This window comes from Marinithermofilum abyssi (genome assembly GCF_014641195.1).
Lineage (GTDB): Bacteria > Bacillota > Bacilli > Thermoactinomycetales > DSM-45169 > Marinithermofilum > Marinithermofilum abyssi.
Genome location: NZ_BMHQ01000004.1, coordinates 64,208 through 87,254 on the forward strand (window position 1 = coordinate 64,208; position 23,047 = coordinate 87,254).

Genomic DNA, 23,047 nt, shown 5'->3' on the forward strand with positions numbered 1-23,047 from the left:
GCCTTTTGGTGCAGGGTTTTGTCATTGACTTCACGCACCTTTCAAAGGTCCGTTTATTTTGTATGGATCGGTATTGCAAATGGCCCCAATGTCTTTGTCACACCCAAAAATTTAAGCGCTTAATAATCGGAGTACTGAATTTGTCAAAACGGTTCATTTCGCTGGGAAGCAGTAAATCCCTAACACCGAATAATTGGCCAGCATCAGTTAAAAACCGAATATTTTTCACTATTGTCATTCGCGAAATAGTGATTTATAATAGCAAAAAGTGAAGCGCTTAAAAAAATCGAATCGGTAAAGCTCGCTCCTTGCTTATCATACTTGGATAACCAAAAGATTAGGCGCTTTTGATCATAAAGGTTAGAACGGAGGTGATCCCATAAGGAAAGAGGCGTGGGTGATGGATACCGTTGCAGATGATTACCTTTGGTTTTCCGGAGAACGATGCTGATATCACTCCATTAATTGATACGAAATCAGTTGATTTTGTTCATGGTTTAATCAAGGATGCTTAACAAAGGGAGCCTCTTTAGTCACAGGGAATAAAAGAGAAGGAAATTTATTTGTTCAACAATTCTGGATCATGTTCAAAAACACAAGATTGCGTGGGAAGAGCTGTTTGGTCCTGTTCTTCCTATCATACGCGAAAACAAATGAGTCGGAATATGGATTGCAAGCCAACATACACAAGAAATTTTGAAAAGGCTTTCAGGATTTCATCCCAATTGGAAGTGGGAAGTTGAATGGGAGAACGGAACGGGGGCCGGATCATTTTCCGTTTCTGGGAGTGAAAAGTTCTGGAATGGGAGTTCAAGGTGTCCGGAAAAGCATCGAATCCATGACAAGAGAGAAAGTGGTTGTAATGAACCTCTAACCCAATTCAGTGGGGTATGTAATCCCCGTAGTTTTAAAAATAATCAGAGCAAATGAAAGGTTGTGTTTTGATGTCTAAAAAAATCCGTTGTGGAGTTCTCGGGTTAGGCAGATTGGGGTACTGGCATGCCGAAAATCTTTCCCAAAGGGTGAAGGGTGCAGAGTTGGTGGCAGTGGTGGATCCATTAGAAGGCAGAGCTGAACAAGTCGCACAGGAACTGGGAGTGCCGAAATGGTCCCGAAACCCAAATGATGTGTTTGAGAATCCTGATATCGACGCTGTCGCCATTGTCACCCCTACAAGTACACACGCTGAAATGATCAAAAAAGCCGCTGCCAATGGGAAACACATTTTTGTTGAAAAACCGATCACTCAAACGTTGCAAGAAGCGGATGAGGTAATCGAAGCTATCCGAAACAATCATGTATTTTGTCAGGTTGGATTCATGAGAAGATTTGATCCGGCTTATGTGGAGGCCAAAAAAAGAATTGAAGCGGGAGACATCGGAAAACCGATATATTTCAAAGGGATCACCAGGGACGGAAATACACCGCCGCCGGAATTCATTAAACACAGTGGCGGACTGTACTTGGATTTTTCCATTCATGATTACGATACGGCGCGTTTCTTTTTAGGCGCGGAAGTTACATCGGTCACAGCACTTGGGAGTGTGGTTCATAACCAATACGTGGCGGAATTCAATGATGTAGACCAGGCATTGACCTATTTAACGTTTGATTCCGGAGCGGCGGCCGATGTAGAAGCCAGTCGCAATGCGGCATACGGTTATGATATCAGAGCGGAGATTATTGGTACGGAAGGATCGATTCAAATCGGCTCCCTCCAACATCATGATATAAAAATCCTTACGAAAAAGGGTTGTACCCATGACATCATTCCTGATTTTCCATCTCAGTTTCTGGATGCTTACCTTCTTGAAATGGCATCCTTTATCGAATGCTTAAGAAACAACCAAAAACCTTTGGTCGATGAATACGACGGAAAGATTGCTCTCAATATTTCCGTGGCAGCTACCCAATCATATCAGAAAGGAACAACGATCCAATTAGAGGCCATCCATTCTTGATCCAAAAGGGCTCCATTGACTTTTTTACATTGCATTGGTAAGCTTATTTTAAGCGCTTAACGAACCAGGGCAAACAGTTTTATACGGTAGGGAAAGAAGGCGTTTGATCAAATGAAACCGACCATCTATGACGTGGCAAAAAAAGCGGGTGTTTCAATAGCCACTGTTTCTTACGTGATGAATAACCAAAAAGTCGGGAAGAAATCCAAAGAAAAAGTTTTAAAAGCAATGAAAGAACTTAATTACAAACCAAGCGTTCTGGCATCAGCATTGACTGGGAAAAGAACATCCACGATAGGATTCCTGCTACCCGACCTGGCAAACCCTTTCGTTGCAGAAATGGCTCGCAGGGTAGAAGACCGTGCACATGAACGCGGGTTTAATCTTGTGATTTGCAGCACTGATTTTGACACGAAAAAAGAAGCGCTTTACACCTCGCTGTTAAGACAAAAGAGCGTGGATGGTTTCATTTTGGCCGGTGGCTTTAAAAATGTAGAGGTTATTAAAGAATTGCTTCAGGAAAACATTCCAGTTGTACTTCTTGCTGAATCGCACTCTTCTATATCGGTCAACAGCGTAAAAGTCGATGATTTTGCCGGAGGGTATGAAGTAACTTCCCATCTGATCTCTCTTGGCCATGAAAAAATAGCAGTCATTGCGGAAGACGTCACCAGCAGTCAGGAACGCATTCGCGGATACAAGCAGGCGCTGCGGGACAAAGGACTTGAAATTGATGAAAGCATGATTGTCACAAGTGATTCGAGTTGGGAAGATGGGAAACGTCTGGCAGGGGAATTGTTGGATATTTCCGAACCGCCAACCGCAATATTTGCCTGCAATGACATATTGGCGATAGCTTCCATTTTTGCTGCGCGGGAAAGAAAATTAAGCATTCCCTATGATCTTTCCATCGTCGGCTTTGACAATACCCTCTTGTCCCGGAGCAGCGACCCCCCTTTAACAACGGTTGAACAGCCGATCCATGATATGTGCTCCCGGGTTGTCGATTTTCTCATTGAAGAGATCGAAGGGAAGAGCAAAACAAAACAACGGATTATCATGCTGCCGCGTCTGATTATACGAAAATCAACCGGTGTGTGTCGTTTGAAAAACAAGGTTTAGAATGGAGAACCGTTCAATCAAAACAATTCATCACCGGTAATGCCAAAAGTATCTATTGATTTTTCCCGATTTATTAGTACACTTGAATTAAGCGCTTAAAAAATCAGAAATGTAAGCGCTTAATATCGGAAGTTCTTTTTTCTGACCCATATGTCCAAAATTAACTGAACATTGGGAGAGGGTGGAATAATGACTGAAATAAAAATCGGAATATTGGGAGCGGGCGGGATTGCTAAGGTACACACCTCGATCCTGAAAAAAGATGAAAGAGTTAAAATCGTTGGTATAGCGGATATTTCCGAAGAAAGAGCAACTGCCTTGGCGAGTGAAGTGGGAAATGCCAAAGCCGTTAGAAGTATAGAAGATTTATTTGATCTCGGTGTGAATGCGGTATATGTAACCACCCCCAATACTTTGCATGTGGAACCCGTACTGAAGTGTCTGGAAAATAACATTCATGTGTTTTCGGAGAAACCGATGGCCACCTCGTTGGCAGAAGCGGAGCAAATCAAAGAGGCAGCGGCAACATCGAAAGCTGTATACAATTTGGGGATGAATCGCCGCTATGCTTCGGTTTACAAAAGAGTGAAGGAATTGATCGTTTCAGGGGAGCTTACGCCATACTTAGCCCATATAAAGATGAACCGGGGAGAGTTACTGAACCCTGCTTGGACTTCCGATCCGCAGGTCACAGGTGGGTTTCTTTATGAAACCCCTTTCCATCTCATGGATCTGAGCCGTTATTTATTTGGGGAAGTACAAACCGTTTATTGCGAAGCAAGACAAAATATCTCAGAGTCGGAACTGGATACGTTTGCGATTATGCTTACATTTGAATCGGGAACGATTGCTAACTTTGTTACCTATGCCCACGCTGGATGGAGTTTTCCCTTTGAGAGTTTGGAGGTTTATGGAAAACATTCAACAATCGCAACACAAGAATTGGAGAAGGTGATGGTTTCCCCCGGATTGAACCAAACAGCACAGATCAACGACTATTACCAACTGGCTGTAGAGGATAAGTGGGGGTATGCAGAGGAAGATCGTTTATTCATTGATGCTGTTGTCCAGGGGACCAAACCTCCTGTGACAGCGGAGGACGGATTCCGCTCGGTTCAATTGCTGGAAGCCATTTATGAAAGCGCTAAAACAGGAAAACATATCGATTTTAGACAAAGAGTTTAACAGCACATTTAATTTAAGCGCTTCATTTTTTGGATTCCAATTTGTGTGAAAGGAACGGGTGAATATTGAAATCAAAAAAACAGATTCGGGTTGGAATGGTTGGTTACAGGTTGATGGGAAGAGCCCATTCTCACGCTTACCGTGATTTTCCGTTCTATTTTGATTCCGATACGATTCCGGTTCTCCAAGCGGTTGCAGGCCGGGATGAAGAAGGGGTCAAAGCTGCGGCCGACAAAATGGGCTGGGCATCCTGGGAAACCGATTGGCGCCGTTTGATTGAGAGAGAGGATATCGATTTGATCGATATCGTGACACCGAACAATACACACGCTGAAATCGTAATAGCCGCCGCTGAAGCCGGTAAACACGTGTTTTGTGAAAAGCCTTTGGCCCTGTCTTTGGATCAAGCAAAACAAATGTTAGAGGCTGTCAAGAAAGCCGGCGTCACTCATATGGTATGCCATAATTACCGTTTCTCCCCGGCGGTGCAATTCGCCAAAAAATTAATCGAAGAAGGTAGACTGGGCAAGATTTATCACATCCGGGCCACTTTCCTGCAAGACTGGTTGATGGATCCCGATTTCCCCCTCATCTGGCGTCTGCGGAAGGAAGTATCAGGAGGTGGGACCCTCGGCGATCTGGGGGCTCATATTATTGACCTGGCAAGATTCTTGGTCGGAGAGTTCAGTGAAGTGGTGGGAATGATGGAAACCTTCATCAAGAAACGTCCGCTTGGTTCCATGACAGACAATTTGAAAGGGCGAATCGAAAGTGATCAGCGGGGAGAAGTGACCGTAGACGATGCTACCGCGTTTTTGGCCCACTTTGAGAACGGGGCTCTGGGTACCTTTGAATCGTCGCGGTTCAGCAGAGGAAATCGAGCGGGAAATCGTTTCGAGATCAATGGGGAAAAAGGATCACTTCGTTGGGACATGGAGAATTTGAACAATTTACAAGTCTATCTGGCGGATGATGAACCGGGGTTGCAAGGTTTTCGAACCATCAACTGTACCGAAGAAGAACATCCTTATGCCGGATCGTATTGGCCGTCAGGACATATTCTCGGTTATGAACATACGTTTATTAACATCGTTTCGGAGTTAATGAACGGCATTTCCCAAGGATACAGTCCGCAACCGAACTTTGAAGACGGGGTAAAAAACCAGGCTGTGCTAGAAGCGGTGGAAGAATCCGTTCAAACGCGAAGCTGGGTTGGAGTTTCGGAAAAGGTACATGTATTAAGTTAAGGTGAAAAAGTGAGGTAATCAGGGCTCCTGGATATCCCTTGCCTTTCGACGGTAAGCGCTTCAAAAAAAGGAGGGGCTCAAAATGAAAGCACAAAAAATATTCAGTTGGCTCATGATCTCGGTTTTAATGATTGGCTTACTATCGGGTTGTGGTGTAAGTCAATCCAGTAATGCAAGAGGTAAAGATCATAAGATCGTCATTGGTGCAGCAATGCCTGTATTCGATGACAAGTGGCTGACTTACCTATACGATGCCATCAATGATTATGACGCGAAACACGGTAATGTCGAAGTTCAAATGGTGGATGCTAAAAACGATTCCGTTAAACAATTAACCCAAGTGGAAACGTTGGTTGTTAAAGGAGTAGACGCCATTATCATTACCCCTGTTGATACAAGTGCCGTGGAACCGATGGTGGATGCAGCAAAAAAAGCGAACATACCAGTGATTGTCGTCAATAGAATGCCAACGCAGGATGTTCTGGATAAAGTCGACGCCTATGTAGGATCTGAATCGATTCAGAGTGGGACCATGCAAATGGAAAAAGTGGCGAAATTGTTGGGTGGAAAGGGTAATGTGGCAATTATGACCGGTGAACTGGGTTCAGAATCCCAAGTGAAGAGAACGGAAGGAAATAAGGATGTGATCAAAAAGCACCCGGATATGAAAGTAGTGCGTGAAGGAACTGCCAAGTATCAAAGAGCGGAAGCTATCCAGTTGATGGAGAACTGGATTCAATCAGGTGACAAAATTGACGCCGTTGTGGCAAATAACGATGAGATGGCCATTGGAGCGATCAATGCATTGAAATCTGCGGGAAAACTCGATGATACCCTTGTTGCGGGTATTGACGGCACAACGGATGCTCTTAAATATGTTCAGTCTGGAGATTTAGATGTTTCCGTGTTCCAAGATCCGGTGAAACAAGGTCAGGGAGCAATTGAAACAGCAGTTAAACTCGCAAAGGGTCAAAAACTGGACAACAAAATGGTATGGGTACCATACGAGTTAATTACAAAAGAAAATGTAGAAAAATACGTTAAGAAATGGAAGGAATACAACAACAACTAAAATTAAATCTGGGGTAGCCGCTCAGCTTTCCGTAAGTGGCCCCTCATCAAAAAACTGGAGGTGGGGATGAGGTGGGGGCTGAATATATTTTGGAGATGGAGAATATCACCAAAGAATTTCCCGGTGTAAAAGCTCTGGACAATATACAGCTGAAGGTCAAAAAAGGAACCGTTCATGCATTGATGGGTGAGAATGGGGCGGGGAAATCCACTTTAATGAAGATTCTCTTTGGAATTTACAGCGGCAGTGGGACGATTAAATTCAACGGGAAAGAATTAAAATTGTCGGGGCCCAAAGATGCGTTGAACAATGGAATTTCGATGATCCATCAAGAGTTAAGCCCGGTCCCATACATGACGGTCGCCGAAAATATATTCTTGGGCAGGGAACCGGTTTATGGAAAATCCGGGTGGGTGAACAAAAAGAAATTAATAGAGAATACGAAAAAGTTGTTTGAAACCCTGAATATTTCTATCGATCCGACTACAAAGATGAAGGATCTGAGCATCGCGAACATGCAAATGGTAGAAATTGCCGCGGCTGTATCCCACCATGCGAATCTGATTATTATGGATGAGCCCACTTCAGCCATTACTGAAAAAGAAGTTGAGCATTTGTTCAAAATCATTCGCTCGCTGAAGAAAAAAGGTGTCTCCATCATCTATATATCCCATAAAATGGATGAAGTTTTTAAGATTTGTGATGAGATTACCGTGTTGAGAGACGGTCAATATATAGGAACCAAACCAGCCCATGAATTGAACCAGGACTCATTGATACAGATGATGGTGGGGAGGGAAATCAAGCAAGTTTTCCACAAGGAGAAGGCCGAGGTGAAAGAGGTCGTATTATCCGTTAAGAATCTGTCCCGAAAAGGAAAATTCAACAACGTTAGTTTTGAGGTGAGGAAGGGGGAGATTCTAGGAATAGCGGGATTAATGGGGTCCGGACGGACAGAACTCATTGAAAGTATTTTCGGCATCGCACCTCCTACTTCAGGTGAAATTTATCTCCACGGCAAAAGAGTAAGCATCCAATCACCCTCAGGCGCGATTCGGAACAAAATCGGGTTACTAACCGAAGACCGTAAGCTAACCGGTGCTTTTCTCCCGCTTTCCGTTAAGGAAAATATGATTATTTCCAGTTTAGAAAATTTTGTAAATTTTGGATATATTAAAAGTCGTTTAGTTAAGAAGACATGTGATGCACAGGTAAAACGGTTAAATATTAAGACTCCAAATTTAAATCAGCTGATCATGAATTTAAGCGGAGGAAACCAGCAGAAGGTCTTATTGGCCAGATGGTTACTCAACGACCCAGATTTGCTCATTTTGGATGAACCGACAAGAGGGGTCGATGTAGGGGCAAAAGCAGAAATACACAAACTCATCTCTAAATTGGCCCAAGAAGGAAAAGCCATCATCATGGTTTCCTCTGAAATGCCGGAGATTTTAGGGATGAGTGACAGAGTTTTGGTGATGCACGAGGGGAATCAAAAGGGTGAATTAAGCAGAGAAGAAGCCACTCAGGAAAAAATCCTGGAAGTTGCGTATCAATAAGCGAAAACCGGCAAAAAGGGGGATCAAGGATGGAAAGTCAAGAAACCATCGCAAAGAAACCGACCATTCTTAGCGATCGCTATCAAACCGGATGGAAAGAGAAGGTGTCCGAGATATTCAGTCGCTATGGAATATTCATCATTTTCCTTGGCATGGTTACGCTGATGTCCTTCCTGACACCTTATTTCTTCAATGTTTTAAACCTTATCAACGTCGTACGTCAAGTTTCTTTTATCGGTATTGTCGCAATGGGTGTGACGTTTGTCATTATTACCAAAGGAATCGACCTGTCTTCGGGTTCGGTGATTGCTTTGATATCCGTAGTTGCTGCAGATTTTGCCCATCCCGGTGAGCATTCTTTGTTTGTTCCGCTTGCGATCGGAGTTGGCGTTGGTGCACTTACGGGTCTGATTAACGGTACAATTACGGCAAAAGGGATGATACCTCCATTCATTGCCACCTTGGGGATGATGACGGCAGCCAGGGGTTTGGCCTTGCTATACAGTGATGGAAGACCGATTGGAAATTTGTCTGACTCCTTTCTTTTCATTGGAGCAGGAGAGATACTCGGTATCCCGTTTCCAATTATTGTATTTCTGGTAGTGGGGATCATCTCGCATCTGTTGCTGAGCAATACAAAATTCGGTAAATACACATATGCAATCGGAGGAAATGAACAAGCGGCAAGAATTTGCGGGATTAATGTCGATCGGCATCTGATTCTGGTTTATACCTATGCCGGCTTATTGACAGCGATTGCCGGTCTGATGTTGACGGCCAGAATCAGTGTGGGTCAGCCAAGTATGGGGGTTATGTATGAATTGGATGCGATCGCTGCGGCTGTTATTGGCGGCACAAGCTTAACCGGGGGAATCGGGACCATCCCGGGCACGATGATTGGCGCTTTGATCATCGGTGTTCTAAATAATGGTCTGGATTTATTAAACGTATCCTCGTACTGGCAGCAAATCCTGAAAGGAGCGATTATTGTGACCGCTGTTCTTATCGATTCCCGGAAAAATAAAAAATCCTAAAGCGAATCGGGTAGGGGAGTTTTTATGAAGATAGCATTTAATCAAGCGACGACGATGAAACACTCCACTCTCAAAAGGGATCTGGAGCTTTGTGAAAAGCATGGATATGATTTCATAGAAATCCGATTGGATAAGTTAAATGACTATTTAGTGGAAAATACGGTAAAGGATCTTAAGACCTTTTTCGATACGAGCAGGATTAAGCCGTATGCCTTCAATGCCCTGGAATTTATCAATTTCAGAGATGATGCAGGTTACCATCAAATCAGAGAAGACCTGAAATTCTTATGTGAGATGGGTGAAACAATTGACTGCAAAAAAATCGTTGTCGTCCCGACCTTTGACGTAGGAGACTACACCTATTCACAGATAAAAGAAGAAACCGTCAGGGTTCTAAATGAACTGGCAGATCTGGCTCAACCCCATGGCGTAAAATTAGCCTTGGAGTTCTGCGGATATCCCAATTGTTCAGTCAATACCTTTGGTCAAGCTTATGAAATTGTAGAAGAAGTAAACCGGGATGATATGGGTTTGGTTCTGGATTGCTTTCACTTTCACGCCATGAACTCCAATATGGAAGATCTCGAGAAGGCAGACCCAAATAAAATCTTTGTGTTTCATATCGATGATTGCGAAGATCTCCCTGTTGGCTCATTGCGGGATCATCACAGAGTATGGCCGGGAGAAGGAGCGATTAAACTGGAATCCATCTTGGGCACTTTAAAAGGAATTGGCTATCGGGAAATGGTGTCTATCGAATTATTCCGCCCGGAATATTGGGAATGGGAGGTCGAACAAATCATCAAAGTGGCAAAAGAAACGACGGAGAAAATGGTAAGAAAATATTTTGAAGTAGGATAATTTTTTAAACAGAAAGTGAAGCGCTTAAGGCCGACAGAAAGGTGGAAAACGAAAGAATGAAAACGATCCGATTAACAACGGCTCAAGCGTTGATTAAATTTTTGAATCAGCAGTATGTGGAATTCGATGGAGAGGAGGAGAAATTCGTAAAAGGGATCTTCACCATTTTTGGCCATGGGAATGTACTGGGTCTTGGCCAAGCGTTGGAAGAAGATCCGGGAGATATGGAAGTTTACCAAGGAAGAAATGAGCAAGGTATGGCCCATGCAGCGGTGGCATTCGCAAAGCAAAAGCACCGAAAACAAATCATGGCATGCACGTCCTCTGTCGGTCCGGGAGCGGCCAATATGGTGACGGCCGCAGCGACGGCTTCCGCTAATAACATTCCGGTACTACTCCTTCCCGGAGATACTTTTGCTACAAGACAGCCAGATCCTGTTCTTCAGCAAATTGAGCATACCCACGATTTAACGCTGACAACGAATGATGCATTCCGAGCGGTCAGCAAATATTGGGATCGGGTTAACCGCCCGGAACAATTGATGACAGCCATGATCAATGCCATGCGAGTTCTCACTGATCCGGCAGATACAGGGGCAGTAACCATTGCCCTTCCACAAGATGTTCAAGGAGAGGTGTATGACTTTCCTGAGTATTTCTTCAAAAAACGTGTACACCGGATTGAACGCCGCGTACCGACCGAGTCGGATCTGAGAGATGCGGTGGAACTGATAAAAGGAAAGAAAAAGCCCATCATCCTATGCGGTGGAGGTGTTCGTTACTCCGAAGCAGCCGACTCGTTAAAACGTTTTGCTAAGAAGTTTAACATCCCTTACGGTGAAACCCAAGCTGGAAAAAGCGCGATTGAAAGTTTCCATGCCTACAATCTGGGAGGGATCGGGGTAACCGGAAACCTAGCAGCGAACCTCATTGCGAAAGAGGCCGATTTAGTAATCGGGGTCGGTACCCGATATTCGGACTTTACGACGGCATCCAAACAATTGTTTCAAAATCCTGAAGTAGATTTTTTAACCATCAACGTGTCCGAATACCATGCAAACAAGCTCGATGCAGTCAAGATCGTGGCCGACGCCAAATTGGCCCTTACCGCTTTGGAGTTGGAATTGGAAAAGATCGCATACCGTTCAGGTTACACCCGTGAAATTGAATCGGCCAAAGATGCATGGAAAGCCGAGCTTAACCGTCTTCATCAAGTTCGATACAAGGATGAAAGATTTAAACCCGAAGTCGCGGGTCATCTGGATGAAGTGCTGCCCGAATTCGTTGAAACCTATCATTCATGCCTGACACAAACCGAAGTGATCGGGCAAATAAACAAACTGATTGATGAGGATGCCATCATTATCGGGGCTGCGGGAAGCCTTCCCGGAGACCTGCAGAGAATGTGGGAGTCCCGTCGACCGAACACCTACCATATGGAATACGGTTACTCCTGCATGGGATATGAAATATCCGGAGCCCTTGGTGTAAAATTGGCGGAGCCAGACAAAGAGGTTTATGCCATGGTGGGTGATGGTAGCTATCTCATGCTACATTCCGAATTGGTAACCAGCATCCAAGAAGGGAAAAAAGTCAATGTGCTGCTGTTTGATAACGCCTCTTTCGGATGCATCAACAACCTCCAGATGGAGAATGGCATGGGCAGCTTCGGAACGGAATTCCGGTATCGGAATCCTGAGACCGGTCAATTGGATGGCGGTTTAATAAAAATGGATTTTGCCCAAAGTGCTGCGGGATACGGGGTGAAAACATATAAGGCGAGCACCCTGGAAGAATTGCGGGCTGCCATCGAAGACGCAAAAAAACAAACGGTGTCTACGTTGATCGATATTAAAGTTCTGCCCAAAACGATGACGGGCGGTTACGAATCATGGTGGCATGTTGGTATCGCGGCTGTTTCCGACAATCCGAAGGTTAGGGAAGCCTACCAGAATAAAGAGATCCACCTGAAAAAGGCAAGAAAATATTGATTGGCAGATCCCCCTCGAAAAAAGTGATAAATATCTGTCCTCGATAGAGGAGCAGATAAAAAACAAGAATCTAATCCGGAATAAGGGTGTGAAATGGAAATGAATCAAACGAAAAACAATCACTTCCGGATCGGAATCGCCCCGATCAGTTGGGTCAATGATGATATTCCTGGTCTCGGCGACCACTATACACAAGATCAGGTGTTATCCGAAATGGCCTCTATTGGTTATATTTCCACCGAAATGGGACGCCTGTTCATGCAGGATCCTCCATCTCTGAAGGCCAAATTAGACGAGTACGGAATACAGCTTGCGAGTAAATTCGTGGGGACATTGTTTTCCGATGCGAGTCGTCTGGAAGAAGAGCTGCAATCCTTTAGTGAATGGGTCAAATACCTGAAGAAAATGGGTTGTGAGTATGTGATTGTGTGCGAAATGGGAGGCTCGATGCATTGGGATCCTCGGCGTTCCCAAGAAGATATGACGATCCAAAAGCTAACGAATAGCGAATGGGAATCCCTGGTGGAGGGTCTGCACCGGGCGGCCCACATATGTCAAGAACACGAAATGCAACTGGTCTATCATTCCCATGCCGGCACTGTCGTAGAAACTGCTGAAGAGATCGACCGCTTGATGGCGTTGACCGATCCCAGTTTGGTGCATTTATTGTATGATACGGGGCATGCCCTGTACGGAGGCTATGATCCGCTGGAGCTGTTGGAAAAATATGAAGACCGGATAAAATATGTCCATTTGAAAGATGTCCGCCGCGATGTTTTGGAGTATGTCAGGAAAGAGTATATTGATTTCCGTACGGCGGTAGTGAAAGGGCTGTTTACTGTACCAGGAGATAAAGAGGGCTGCATTGATTTTAAACCGATCTTCAAGGAACTAATTGAAAGAGGCTACGATGGTTGGTGGATTGTAGAAGCGGAACAGGATCCGGCTGTGGCCCATCCATATAAATATGCGAAGATGGCGAAGGATTATATCGATTCTACCATCATGTCCATTCAAGCTTTGAACCAAAGGTAAGAAGGGAGGAAAACACTTGAGTAAATTAATCGTTCCCAGCCGTAAACCGAATGAAGAAGGCAAGGTTTTGAGTGTGACCCCCGAATCTGCTGGTTGGAAGTATGTGGGATTCGAAGTGTATGCCTTGCAGGAAGGGCAAACCTTAAAAAGGGAAACCGGAGATCAGGAAGTTTGTGTCGTTCTTTTGGCAGGCAAATCCCATATCACCACCCAAAATGAAAAGTGGGAAAACATTGGACAACGAATGAATGTTTTCGAAAAAACCCCCCCTTATTCCGTCTATATCCCAACAGGGGATTTTTATGAAGTAGAGGCTGTGACGGATCTAGAATTGGCTGTCTGTTCAGCTCCAGGAAAGGGAACGCATCCTGCTCGATTGATAGCTCCTGAAGACGTCGGTGTTGAGATGAGAGGAGCGGGAAACATCGAAAGAAGGATTCATAACATTCTTCCTGAACAAAAACCTGCAGACAGCTTGCTTGTGGTAGAGGTGTTTACACCAGAAGGGAATTGGTCCAGTTACCCTCCGCACAAGCATGATCAGGATCATTTGCCCCATGAATCCTATTTGGAAGAAACGTATTATCACAGAGTGAATCCCGATCATGGGTTCGCTGTACAAAGAGTCTACACGGACGACCGTTCTCTGGATGAGACGATGATCGTTAAAAACGGGGATGCCGTATGGGTCCCTAAAGGGTACCACCCCGTTTCGGCGCCGCCTGGGTATGAAATCTATTATTTGAACGTCATGGCGGGACCGGTCCGTACGTGGAAGTTTCATAATGACCCGGATCATGAGTGGGTTATGGAAAGGAAACTGGCAACGAAACAGTTTTCGCAGAAAGGGTAAATACGATGAATCATTTGACTTAACGCTGAAAACCAATGGGTTTATCCCGATCGATCGTTTTCCAAATCGTTCGCGATTTCGAACACATCGCTCTCAAAAGACGTTCAAAATAGGAAAAGTATAGACCCTCGTTTCACCATCATTACGGAAAGGAGCTGAGTCCGGCATGAACAGATTGGAACGAGAAGATTGGGTATCCATTATTCTGGAGCAGCGTCTCCAAAACCCCAAACGTCCTCGACAACTAGCGGCACGCAGGAAGAGAAGGGACGGATGGCAAAAGGAGAAGTTGGTGATCTTGGCGGCGGACCACCCGGCCCGGCGGGAAACGGGCGGGGGCGGAGACCTCTGGGCGATGGCGGACCGGGGAGAACTCCTTCATCGGATCGCCTCCGTCCTGATGCAGCCCGGCATCGACGGCCTGCTGGCGACGCCGGATTTGTTCGACGAACTGTTTTTGATAAACGAATGGGTGACGGAAAAGGGAGGTCCGGATTTACTGGACGGCAAGGTGCTGATCGGATCCATGAACCGTGGCGGCCTTGCCGGCACCGCTTTTGAGCTGGACGACTTCGTCACCGCCTACACGGCGGAGGAGATCGAACGGATGGGTCTGGATGGGGGCAAGCTTCTCTTGCGGCTGGATCCGGGGACCCGCGATTGCGCCCGAACTCTCGGGTATTGCAACGACGCCCTGAACGCGTTGGCGGACCAGGGATTGCCCCAGTTTCTCGAGCCGCTTTCCATCCCGCGCAGCTCCGACGAAATGGTGCGTCTGGTGGGGGTGGCCACGGGACTGGGCCGCACCACGGAGGGCCGATGGCTGAAGCTGCCCATGACCGCAGAGTTCGACCGGGTGGCTCAGGCCACCACCTGCCCGATCGTGCTGCTCGGGGGCGGGAAGCCGGGACGGACGGAGGAATTGCTGAAGGATGTTCGCCGCTGTATGGAAGCGGGTCCCCATGTGAGGGGCCTGATGATCGGACGCGGGGTGCTGTTCCCCGAGGACGGGGAGGCGCCTGAAACCGTGGCCGCCCGCCTGGCGGAAGTAATCCACGGAAAAACGGCGAAGGAGGTCGTCTGATGGGTACTGCTGAAGTATACAGTATGGGCCGGGTGATTGTTGATCTGTACGCCAATGAAATCCAGACTCCCCTCAGGAATGTCCGCTCCTTTCAAAAGTACCTGGGGGGATCGGCGGGTAACACGGCGGTGGGCCTCGCCCGCCTCGGGGCGAAGGCGGGATTAATTAGTCGGGTGGGAAACGATGAGTTCGGTACGTTTCTCTCCGAAAAACTGCGGGAAGAGGGGGTGGATACCGGGATGGTGAAGACCGATCCCCGGTACCCGACCGGGCTGGCGTTCGCCGCCCTGTTCCCGCCCGCGGACTCCGACGTGCTCTTTTACCGTAAGCCCTGTGCCGACGCCCACGTATCCCTGGAAGACATCGACTTCGACGCGTTGGGGAAATCCAGGGTGTTGACGGTTTCCTGTACGGTCCTTTCCCAGTCTCCGGGTCGGGAGGCGACATTGGCCGCCCTGGAGGCCAACCGCGCTTCCGGCGGGCTGAATGTGCTGGACCTGGACTGGCGGCCGATGTTCTGGTCGGGGGAAGAGGAGGCACGGGTTTATTACCGGGCGGCGCTCCGGATGGCGGATGTGGTGCTGGCCAACGAGCCGGAGCTCGCCTTTGCCGGTCAATCCGACCAACCTGCTGAGTCAGCCCGAGTCCTCCGCTCCCTCGGCGTGACGGAAGTGGTGGCGAAGCGGGGCGGTGACGGCGTTCTCTATTACGGGGAGGAAGGGGAGTTTCGCGTCCCGCCGGTCTCCGTCGAGGTGCTGAACACCCTCGGCGCCGGGGACGGCTTCGGCGCCGCCTACACCTATGGCCTGCTGCAGGGATGGCCGGCCCGGAAACGGGTAGAGTTCGCCGCCACCGCGGGGGCGATCGTGGTTAGCCGCCACAGTTGTTCCGAAGCGATGCCGACCCGCTCCGAAGTGGAGGAGATCATGGGCGGTTCCGCCCAACGGGAGTGAATCCGCACGGTTCCATGAATAGATCATAAGGAGGAATGGATATGACTGTACCGATCCAAGTGAAGGTACTGAAAAACTATGTGGGGGGAGCCTGGGTGGATTCCTCCTCCGAAAACCGACTGGAAGTTCCCAACCCGGCCACCGGAGAATCTCTCGGAACCGTCCCACTCTCGACGAAGGAGGATCTAGCCCGTGCGGTGGAAACTGCCGCGGAAGCCTTCCGTACCTGGCGGAAGACGCCGGTTCCGAAACGGGCCCGGATCCTGTTCAAGTACCAACAACTTTTGATCGAGCACAAAGAAGAGCTGGCCCGTCTGATCACCATGGAAAACGGCAAGAGCATCAAGGAAGCTTTTGGAGAAGTGCAACGGGGCATCGAATGTGTGGAGTTTGCCGCCGGCGCTCCCACCCTGATGATGGGGAACCAGTTGCCGGACATCGCCACCGGCATTGAATCCGGGATGTATCGCTATCCCGTCGGTGTGGTCGGGGGGATTACACCATTCAACTTTCCGATGATGGTGCCCTGCTGGATGTTCCCCCTGGCAATCGCCTGCGGCAACACCTTTGTCATGAAGCCTTCGGAGCGGGCCCCCCTTTCCGCCAATCGACTGGCGGAGCTCTTCACTGAGGCGGGTCTTCCTGACGGGGTGCTCAACGTGGTCCACGGCGCCCATGATGTGGTAAACGGCATCCTGGAACATCCGGAGATTAAGGCCGTTTCCTTTGTCGGCTCCCAGCCCGTGGCGGAGTACGTATACAAAAACGCTTCTGCTAACGGCAAGCGGGTCCAGGCCCTGGCCGGCGCCAAAAACCATTCCGTGGTGATGCCTGACACGGATCTGGATACGGCGGTCAAAGAGATCGTCAACGCCGCTTTCGGTTCCGCCGGGGAACGGTGCATGGCCTGTTCTGTCGTAGTAGCCGTCGGCGACATCGCTGACGATCTGGTCGACCGGCTGGTGAAAGCCTCGGATGGGATCAAGATCGGCAACGGTCTGGAGGAAGAAGTCTTTCTCGGCCCGGTGATCCGGGACACACACAAAGAGCGGACCCTGGGCTACATCGAGACCGGGATGAAAGAAGGGGCCCGACTGGTCCGGGACGGCCGGATAGACGACCTTCCCGAAGACGGCTGGTTCGTCGGTCCCACGATCTTCGACAATGTCAAGCCCGGCATGAAGATCTGGGAGGACGAAATCTTCGCCCCGGTCCTGTCGGTGGTACGGGCCAAGGACCTGACCGAGGCCATTGAAATCGCCAATCGCTCCCGCTTCGCCAATGGCATGTGCATCTACACCGACAGCGCCAGAGCGGTGCGCCAGTTCAGGGAGGAGGCTAATGCCGGCATGCTGGGCGTCAACGTCGGCGTCCCCGCTCCCATGGCATTCTTCCCCTTCTCCGGATGGAAGGACTCCTTCTACGGGGACCTTCATGCCAACGGCCGGGACGGGGTGGAGTTCTACACCCGTAAGAAGATGGTGACGGCACGTTATTGATGTATACCGAAGCTTCATTGGCTGATATGAATAGGGTATAACAACAAGCTCCCTCGGATTTTCTGAGGGAGCTTGTTGTTATACGGGTTTACACTCAAATAGACCATGGTAGAAGCTAAGAGCGGGTGGTCCCACCACCTTCCATAGAGAGGGGTTTTCCCTATCTCCCTGCAGTTGTTCCAACTCCGGAAACATATCCGGGTGGTTGCCCCGGTTGAACAACGTGACTTCATGCCCTTCGGCTACCGCAGCCTCCACGACATGACGGCCCCAAAATTGCCTCCCAAGATCAATAAGTGCACAGAAAACCCCCTCCTATTTGTTTACTCGGTTGCCCGGCACCAATCCCTTGTCCAAAGCGGCTGCCCTCGAATGCTTTGAGAAGCCCCCGGCATCCGCAGGAAGTGCTCTGGGGGTGCTTAGCCGTAGGGAGACGTCACGCAGCTTGAGAAAACAGGTGGCTGTATGCCCTTGGACCCTTGCCAAAACCGGAAGAAACTTGAGTTATCTTGACAGGGGCGGTTTCATTCGGCTGTACCGTCCAAACCGTTAATGTCGATTCTTTGCTGGAGGTTTCACCGGGGAACGGAATGATCCGGTCGTAGTGGGTTTCTTTCGTGTGGGGGGAGGGGTTCTTCCAGCGAACAATGGATTGCTGCTCTTTTTCGCTCACGTTAATTCCTCCTGTTCCGGAAAGGGGTATACAGTCAGACGCACTTGATAGGGATAGTTAGATGGTTGACCTGCTTTTTTTTTTGGTATTTCTGAATCAGCTGCTTCATTAGGCGGATATAGTCCTGAACAAAAGCTTCCCGGTGATTTTCATCCGCTAGCTGAATCACCGCATCCAACGTTGCACTGGGAATCTCTTGGCCCGCTTCCGTCTGTTCCATCAATCGGAGTGCATCCCGTTTCAGGCGCTCGGCGGTGGTGTACACATGTCGGAGAGAGGATTGATCTTTCAGCTTCTGAACCGTATCGGCACCCCATCCCAACGTGTCCGATAACAAATAGTTTCGGGCGACCGCTTGGTATAGAACCTCCACCAGATTGCGAACTTGGCGGGTACCCACCCGCCGGACCAGATTGGCTTTTTCCAATGCTTTGATATGGTAGTTGATCCGTTGGGGCGGTTCGTTCAAGGAGCGTGCCACTTGCGCGGCAGAGGCAGGAGAGCAGAGCCGGGACAAAATTTCGCCCCGCAAAGGGTGCAATAAACAACTCGCCTGTTCCTGGGATTCCACCACATAAGTCTCTTGTATTTTTTCCATATCTCCATCTCCTTATAAAATAATATATTCACGTAAAAATAGTTTATTACGTAGGCGTGAAAATGTCTAAATTATTTTAGAATTGAAATAGATATGGAAATGCTATATACATCCATAGTAAAATATAATAAAAAATTGGATTACTTGGTTTTCTGGAGGGAGAAATGATGAACGGAATTCCCGTCCCCTTTGTCCGGGCCAACCAGTGGTTTCAGGTAGTATCCGTCCTTATCGCGCTGGTATCGGGTGCGTATTGGATTCTGGTCGTTCCGTTGGCTTTCGGGGCATACAGTTTGGCTTTTCGTCGCAATCCGCTTTTCTACCTGATCCCCCCGTTTTTGAAAAAGCCCCTTTCGGAGTATCAGCAGGAGGATGCGGACCAACAGCGGTTCAACCAGTGGATCGCGGTGATCTGCCTCACTCTCTCCCTGCTCGGCTTCCTGGCCGGTCTTCCTGCGGTGGGTTACGCCTTTGCCGTCCTGGTCGGGCTGGCAGCTGCCATCGCCCTGCTCGGCTTTTGCATCGGCTGCTTTATCCGTTTCCAATACCTCCAATGGCGGCACCGGCGAAAGAAAGCCGGAGAATGATGCCTTGTATTTCTGTGACATAGAGCGATTTTGTCTGGATTTGTATGCAACTAGGAAATTCCGCAGAGAGGCACCCTTTGAAATGAAGCTTTCTCGCCGTCCTTTTTCTACACGCTTCCTCTTCATACATTCGTACCCCAATCAAGCTGAAATCTTATCTGATTATGAATTTCCCCGGGAAATATCCGGTTCGAAGACGGATTCGCTTTCCCCTGATTTTTCAAGGCCCAAAAGGAGTGAAGTATTTTTGCCCCCTGATCTATAGCATCCGTTTCCATTTCCCTCTATACTGGAATAAGAACATTTGTCCGGCAGAGGTGCGAAGGCAATGGAACAAGTGGGCCTCAATCTGTTTGAGGAACATTATCTGAAAGGATCTCTGGTGCAGGAGATTTTTTATAACGAGGAAAATCATTTCGGCGTTTTTTTGATGCGGGTGGAGGAGGCGACGGAAGAGCTGGATACGGACGAAGTCGTCGTGGTCGGTACCATGATGCGTCCCCATCCTGATGAGACCGTGATGTGCCACGGAGAATGGCGGGATCATCCCCGTTATGGACGCCAGTATCAAGTGCACCATATCAAAAAAGTGTTGCCCCGCTCTTCGGAAGCAGTCGTGAAATATTTGTCCAGCGGCTTGTTTCCCGGAGTGGGTAAAAAGACTGCGGAAAAGATTGTAAATCAGCTGGGGCCGAATGCGCTGGAAAAGATTGCTGCCAACCCCGATGTTCTGATGGATGTGCCAGGAGTGACAGCGGCCAGGGGACAGACGATTGCCGACAGTCTGCGGGAGCATCAGGCACTGGAACAAGCGATGGTGTATTTGTATCAATTTGGCATCGGTCCGGCTACCGCCTTGAAAATCGTCCAAACCTACAAAGATGCCACCATTCAGGTGATCAAAGAAAATCCCTATCGCCTGATCGATGAAGTGGAAGGGGTGGGCTTTCGCCGTGCGGATGAGTTGGCAAGGCAGGCGGGATTGCCTGCGGATGCTCCCGAGCGCTATCAGGCGGCGGCTTTGTTTGCCATCCAGGAAGCATCTTTATCTTATGGGCATGTTTATGTGACCCAGGAGCAATTGGATGAAGAAGTGGGACAACTGTTGCAGAAAGACGCCGATGAGCTTTTTCCCCCCGATAAACGGTCGATTTACCTGAAACAAATGGTGGAAGAAGAGCGTATCTTGGAGGATCACGGCAAGTACTATCTCCCCTCCTTGTATTTTGCCGAGCACGGGGTCGCCGTAAGGGTGAAGCGGTGGTTGGAACAGGAGATCGAAGAAGTCCCGGCTCACGAGCTTTATAAAGCGGTGGGGGAGATCGAAGAAGAGTTGAAGGTGGCCTATGCCGATCGGCAACGGGAGGCAATGATCACAGCGATCCAATCGCCGTTGATGATCCTCACCGGAGGTCCGGGGACCGGGAAAACTACGGTGATTCAAGGGATTTGCCATTTGTTTGCCAAATTGAATGATTGTACTCTGGACCCCGCTGCTTATGAAGCGTCGGATAAACCTTATCCGATCCGGTTAGTGGCACCGACCGGACGGGCAGCCAAGCGGATGTCGGAAGCGACGGGAATGCCTGCGATGACGATTCACCGACTGTTGGGTTGGCGGGGCGACTTTTTTGAGCGGGATCAGGATCATCCTATTGAAGGCTCACTCTTAATCGTGGACGAGGTATCCATGTTGGACGTCTGGCTGGCCAACCAGCTGTTTCGGGCGGTCCCCAAAGGGATGCAAGTGGTGTTGGTGGGGGATGACGATCAACTCCCCTCGGTGGGTCCGGGGAAGGTGTTAGAGGATTTGCTTCAGATGAAGGAGATTCCGCGAGTAGAGTTGACCGACATTTTCCGGCAGGAATCGGACTCCTCGATTGTTCCCCTGGCGCACGCGCTGAAAAGAGGGGAAGTGCCTGACGATATCCTGAAGCCCCAGCCCGACCGTCGCTTTTTTCCCTGTAAACGGGATCAGGCAGTGGATGTGATCTTACAAACTTATACGGAAGCGTTGAACCGAGGGTACACCCTGTTTGACGTCCAAGTGTTGGCCCCGATGTATAAGGGTCCGGCAGGGGTCAACCGGATCAACGAAGCGATCCAGGAGGCAGTTAATCCGAAATCCGAAGGGAAAAAGGAAATTTCCTGGGGGGAGTCGGTGTTCCGCATGGGAGATAAGGTATTGCAGCTGGTCAACCATCCGGAGCACCCCGTATATAACGGCGACATGGGACAGATCGTGGCGATTGACGAGAAAGCCCAACAGGATCAGCCTGTGGTTTGGGTTCAGTTTGACCGGCAGGAAGTACCTTATAAACGGAGTCAACTGGGGCAGCTCTCTCTGTCTTATGCATGTTCCGTTCATAAATCCCAGGGATCCGAGTTTTCGATCGTCATTTTCCCCGTGTTAATGGCATATCGTCGCATGTTACAGCGAAATCTGATCTATACCGGGATCACCCGCAGCAAATCTTACCTGATTTTGTGCGGGGAAGTGGATGCTCTTTCCTTCGGAGTAGGCCGGCAGGATCAGGTGAAACGGAACAGCCAGCTGGTGGATTTGTTACATGGAGAATGGTAATGATCCCCCTGCATGGAGGAATTCGTCGGGTTCATACTAAGGGATAGCGGAAGGAGGATGATCCTTGCGCAGATCCCAAGATGTGATCGGCTTGCCGGTGATTCACGTCCAGACGGGCAAACGGTTGGGAACCGTGTGTGACCTTCTGTTTAATGAACAGCAGCGCCTTCGGGGCGTCTTGCTGGAATGTGGAGGATGGATGCGCCGCGGACGGTACATTCCTGCTGAAAGGGTAGGTTCTTTTGGTACCGACGCGGTGGTGGTGGACAGCGAAGAGGCGCTCAAAGCACTGGACGGAGAACAAAGCCGCTGGACGGGTTTGCTGACGGGACAACACCACTTAAAAGGGCGCTCAGTAATGTCGGATGACGGCAATGAATTGGGTGCTGTAGAAAACGTCTATTTCCATGAAAAGTTGGGAACCCTGTTGGGGTACGAGTTGTCCGAGGGGATGTTGACCGATTGGCGTCACGGACGCAAGGTGTTTCAACCGCTCGTCCCGCTCATTTGGGGTGGAGACGTGCTGATCTCCCCTTCCGCCGGACAGCTTGCGGACGTTTGAAGAAAGCCAGGTGTTGTCCATGCTTCGCTGTCCCAACTGTCATTCCCACGATATTGGCAAAGTGGGGACCAATCAGTTTTACTGTTGGAGCTGTTTTATCGAGTTGTCGGTGGTAAACGGCGAGATTCAGTCCGTTTACCAAGTGGAGGAGGACGGGAGCCTGAGCTCCCTGAACGATCTGTTTCTAGAGGAAGGCCAAGACCGGATGTCCATGTGACATTGAAAGGGGAATTCCATTTGAAACGGCGGCGAATCTTTTCCACCTTGTTGATTGGGAGCATAGCCGTCATGGCTGCGCGGGCTTTGCGATCCCGCACTCCCATGAAAAACATGTTGGGCAGAATGATGACGGGAATGGGTAATTTATCATCGCCCCGTTGGTTAAAGCGAGCCCGATTGCAGGTCAAGTTGGCCAGTATTGTCTCCCGTGTTGTAGGCCGCAAATGGCTTCGACGCGTGGCCTGATTCAATCACCGTGAAAACATCCATCCTTCCCAATCCCCTGAACTCCGGTTCAGGGGATTTTTCATGAAACCCCCTGACTTGGACATATACTGTAACAGACGAGTCCCGGGAGGTTGCGTGGG

Annotated in this window: 21 protein-coding genes and 2 pseudogenes; 20 read left to right on the plus strand and 3 right to left on the minus strand. The window is 48.8% G+C overall.

The features are described from left to right. Positions 1-419: 419 nt before the first annotated feature. From IEW70_RS06555 to IEW70_RS06625, 15 genes and pseudogenes are all read left to right on the plus strand, one after another. Positions 420-874: pseudogene (locus IEW70_RS06555) on the plus strand (aldehyde dehydrogenase family protein); the annotation flags it as partial. A 70-nt stretch (positions 875-944) separates the two neighbouring features. Beyond that, positions 945-1,961 (plus strand): inositol 2-dehydrogenase, encoded by a 1,017-nt coding sequence (gene iolG / locus IEW70_RS06560; RefSeq protein ID WP_188647140.1) that lies wholly within the window; start codon positions 945-947, stop codon positions 1,959-1,961. 111 nt (positions 1,962-2,072) lie between these two features. Further along, positions 2,073-3,083, plus strand: a complete 1,011-nt coding sequence (locus IEW70_RS06565) for a LacI family DNA-binding transcriptional regulator (protein WP_188647141.1) — start codon at positions 2,073-2,075, stop codon at positions 3,081-3,083. Positions 3,084-3,254: 171 nt separating this feature from the next. Continuing rightward, the gene (locus IEW70_RS06570; RefSeq protein WP_229751859.1) at positions 3,255-4,268 is read left to right on the plus strand and encodes a Gfo/Idh/MocA family protein; all 1,014 of its coding nucleotides are present in this window, start codon (positions 3,255-3,257) and stop codon (positions 4,266-4,268) included. A gap of 95 nt (positions 4,269-4,363) precedes the next feature. Beyond that, positions 4,364-5,515 carry a Gfo/Idh/MocA family protein gene (locus tag IEW70_RS06575; RefSeq protein ID WP_188647331.1) on the plus strand — a complete coding sequence of 384 codons (1,152 nt, stop codon included), beginning with the start codon at positions 4,364-4,366 and terminating at the stop codon, positions 5,513-5,515. Positions 5,516-5,597: 82 nt separating this feature from the next. Continuing rightward, positions 5,598-6,587: a sugar ABC transporter substrate-binding protein gene (locus IEW70_RS06580; RefSeq protein WP_188647142.1), complete on the plus strand. Its 990-nt coding sequence runs from the start codon at positions 5,598-5,600 to the stop codon at positions 6,585-6,587. Positions 6,588-6,682: 95 nt separating this feature from the next. Continuing rightward, positions 6,683-8,146 carry a sugar ABC transporter ATP-binding protein gene (locus IEW70_RS06585; protein WP_373285939.1) on the plus strand — a complete coding sequence of 488 codons (1,464 nt, stop codon included), beginning with the start codon at positions 6,683-6,685 and terminating at the stop codon, positions 8,144-8,146. Positions 8,147-8,175: 29 nt separating this feature from the next. After that, positions 8,176-9,180 (plus strand): ABC transporter permease, encoded by a 1,005-nt coding sequence (locus IEW70_RS06590; RefSeq protein WP_188647144.1) that lies wholly within the window; start codon positions 8,176-8,178, stop codon positions 9,178-9,180. A gap of 24 nt (positions 9,181-9,204) precedes the next feature. Beyond that, complete coding sequence (locus tag IEW70_RS06595; RefSeq protein WP_188647145.1) at positions 9,205-10,041, plus strand: sugar phosphate isomerase/epimerase family protein; 837 nt, start codon at positions 9,205-9,207, stop codon at positions 10,039-10,041. Positions 10,042-10,097: 56 nt separating this feature from the next. Beyond that, positions 10,098-12,032, plus strand: a complete 1,935-nt coding sequence (iolD, locus tag IEW70_RS06600; protein WP_188647146.1) for a 3D-(3,5/4)-trihydroxycyclohexane-1,2-dione acylhydrolase (decyclizing) — start codon at positions 10,098-10,100, stop codon at positions 12,030-12,032. Positions 12,033-12,125: 93 nt separating this feature from the next. Next, positions 12,126-13,067 (plus strand): myo-inosose-2 dehydratase, encoded by a 942-nt coding sequence (gene iolE / locus IEW70_RS06605; protein ID WP_188647147.1) that lies wholly within the window; start codon positions 12,126-12,128, stop codon positions 13,065-13,067. 16 nt (positions 13,068-13,083) lie between these two features. Next, entirely contained in the window at positions 13,084-13,920 is an 837-nt protein-coding gene (iolB, locus tag IEW70_RS06610) for a 5-deoxy-glucuronate isomerase (RefSeq protein WP_188647148.1), read from the plus strand. A 166-nt stretch (positions 13,921-14,086) separates the two neighbouring features. Further along, complete coding sequence (locus IEW70_RS06615; protein ID WP_188647149.1) at positions 14,087-15,004, plus strand: Cgl0159 family (beta/alpha)8-fold protein; 918 nt, start codon at positions 14,087-14,089, stop codon at positions 15,002-15,004. Beyond that, on the plus strand, positions 15,004-15,957 hold the full coding sequence (gene iolC, locus IEW70_RS06620) for a 5-dehydro-2-deoxygluconokinase (RefSeq protein WP_188647150.1): 954 nt from the start codon (positions 15,004-15,006) through the stop codon (positions 15,955-15,957). Before IEW70_RS06615 ends, iolC begins: the two co-directional genes overlap by 1 nt. 35 nt (positions 15,958-15,992) lie before the next feature. After that, entirely contained in the window at positions 15,993-17,456 is a 1,464-nt protein-coding gene (locus tag IEW70_RS06625; protein ID WP_373285925.1) for a CoA-acylating methylmalonate-semialdehyde dehydrogenase, read from the plus strand. A 153-nt stretch (positions 17,457-17,609) separates the two neighbouring features. On the opposite strand, the pseudogene IEW70_RS17815 reads toward IEW70_RS06625, so the two are convergent. From IEW70_RS17815 to IEW70_RS06635, 3 genes and pseudogenes are all read right to left on the minus strand, one after another. After that, positions 17,610-17,750: pseudogene (locus IEW70_RS17815) on the minus strand (NAD-dependent dehydratase); the annotation flags it as partial. 142 nt (positions 17,751-17,892) lie between these two features. After that, positions 17,893-18,129, minus strand: a complete 237-nt coding sequence (locus IEW70_RS06630; protein WP_188647152.1) for a hypothetical protein — start codon at positions 18,127-18,129, stop codon at positions 17,893-17,895. Between the two features lie 34 nt (positions 18,130-18,163). Next, a complete protein-coding gene (locus IEW70_RS06635; RefSeq protein WP_229751860.1) occupies positions 18,164-18,727 on the minus strand; it encodes a winged helix-turn-helix domain-containing protein in 564 nt (187 codons plus the stop codon). 167 nt (positions 18,728-18,894) lie between these two features. Between IEW70_RS06635 and IEW70_RS06640 the strand changes: the two genes are divergently transcribed. The 5 genes from IEW70_RS06640 to IEW70_RS06660 all read left to right on the plus strand — a co-directional run bounded on the left by IEW70_RS06640 (position 18,895) and on the right by IEW70_RS06660 (position 22,925). Continuing rightward, on the plus strand, positions 18,895-19,314 hold the full coding sequence (locus IEW70_RS06640; protein WP_188647153.1) for a DUF4395 domain-containing protein: 420 nt from the start codon (positions 18,895-18,897) through the stop codon (positions 19,312-19,314). Positions 19,315-19,642: 328 nt separating this feature from the next. After that, a complete protein-coding gene (gene recD2 / locus IEW70_RS06645; RefSeq protein WP_188647154.1) occupies positions 19,643-21,898 on the plus strand; it encodes an SF1B family DNA helicase RecD2 in 2,256 nt (751 codons plus the stop codon). Between the two features lie 64 nt (positions 21,899-21,962). Beyond that, the gene (locus tag IEW70_RS06650) at positions 21,963-22,460 is read left to right on the plus strand and encodes a PRC-barrel domain-containing protein (RefSeq protein ID WP_188647155.1); all 498 of its coding nucleotides are present in this window, start codon (positions 21,963-21,965) and stop codon (positions 22,458-22,460) included. Positions 22,461-22,479: 19 nt separating this feature from the next. After that, positions 22,480-22,677 (plus strand): YrzR-like zinc ribbon domain, encoded by a 198-nt coding sequence (locus IEW70_RS06655; protein ID WP_188647332.1) that lies wholly within the window; start codon positions 22,480-22,482, stop codon positions 22,675-22,677. A gap of 20 nt (positions 22,678-22,697) precedes the next feature. Continuing rightward, complete coding sequence (locus IEW70_RS06660) at positions 22,698-22,925, plus strand: hypothetical protein (RefSeq protein WP_188647156.1); 228 nt, start codon at positions 22,698-22,700, stop codon at positions 22,923-22,925. Positions 22,926-23,047 lie beyond the last annotated feature (122 nt).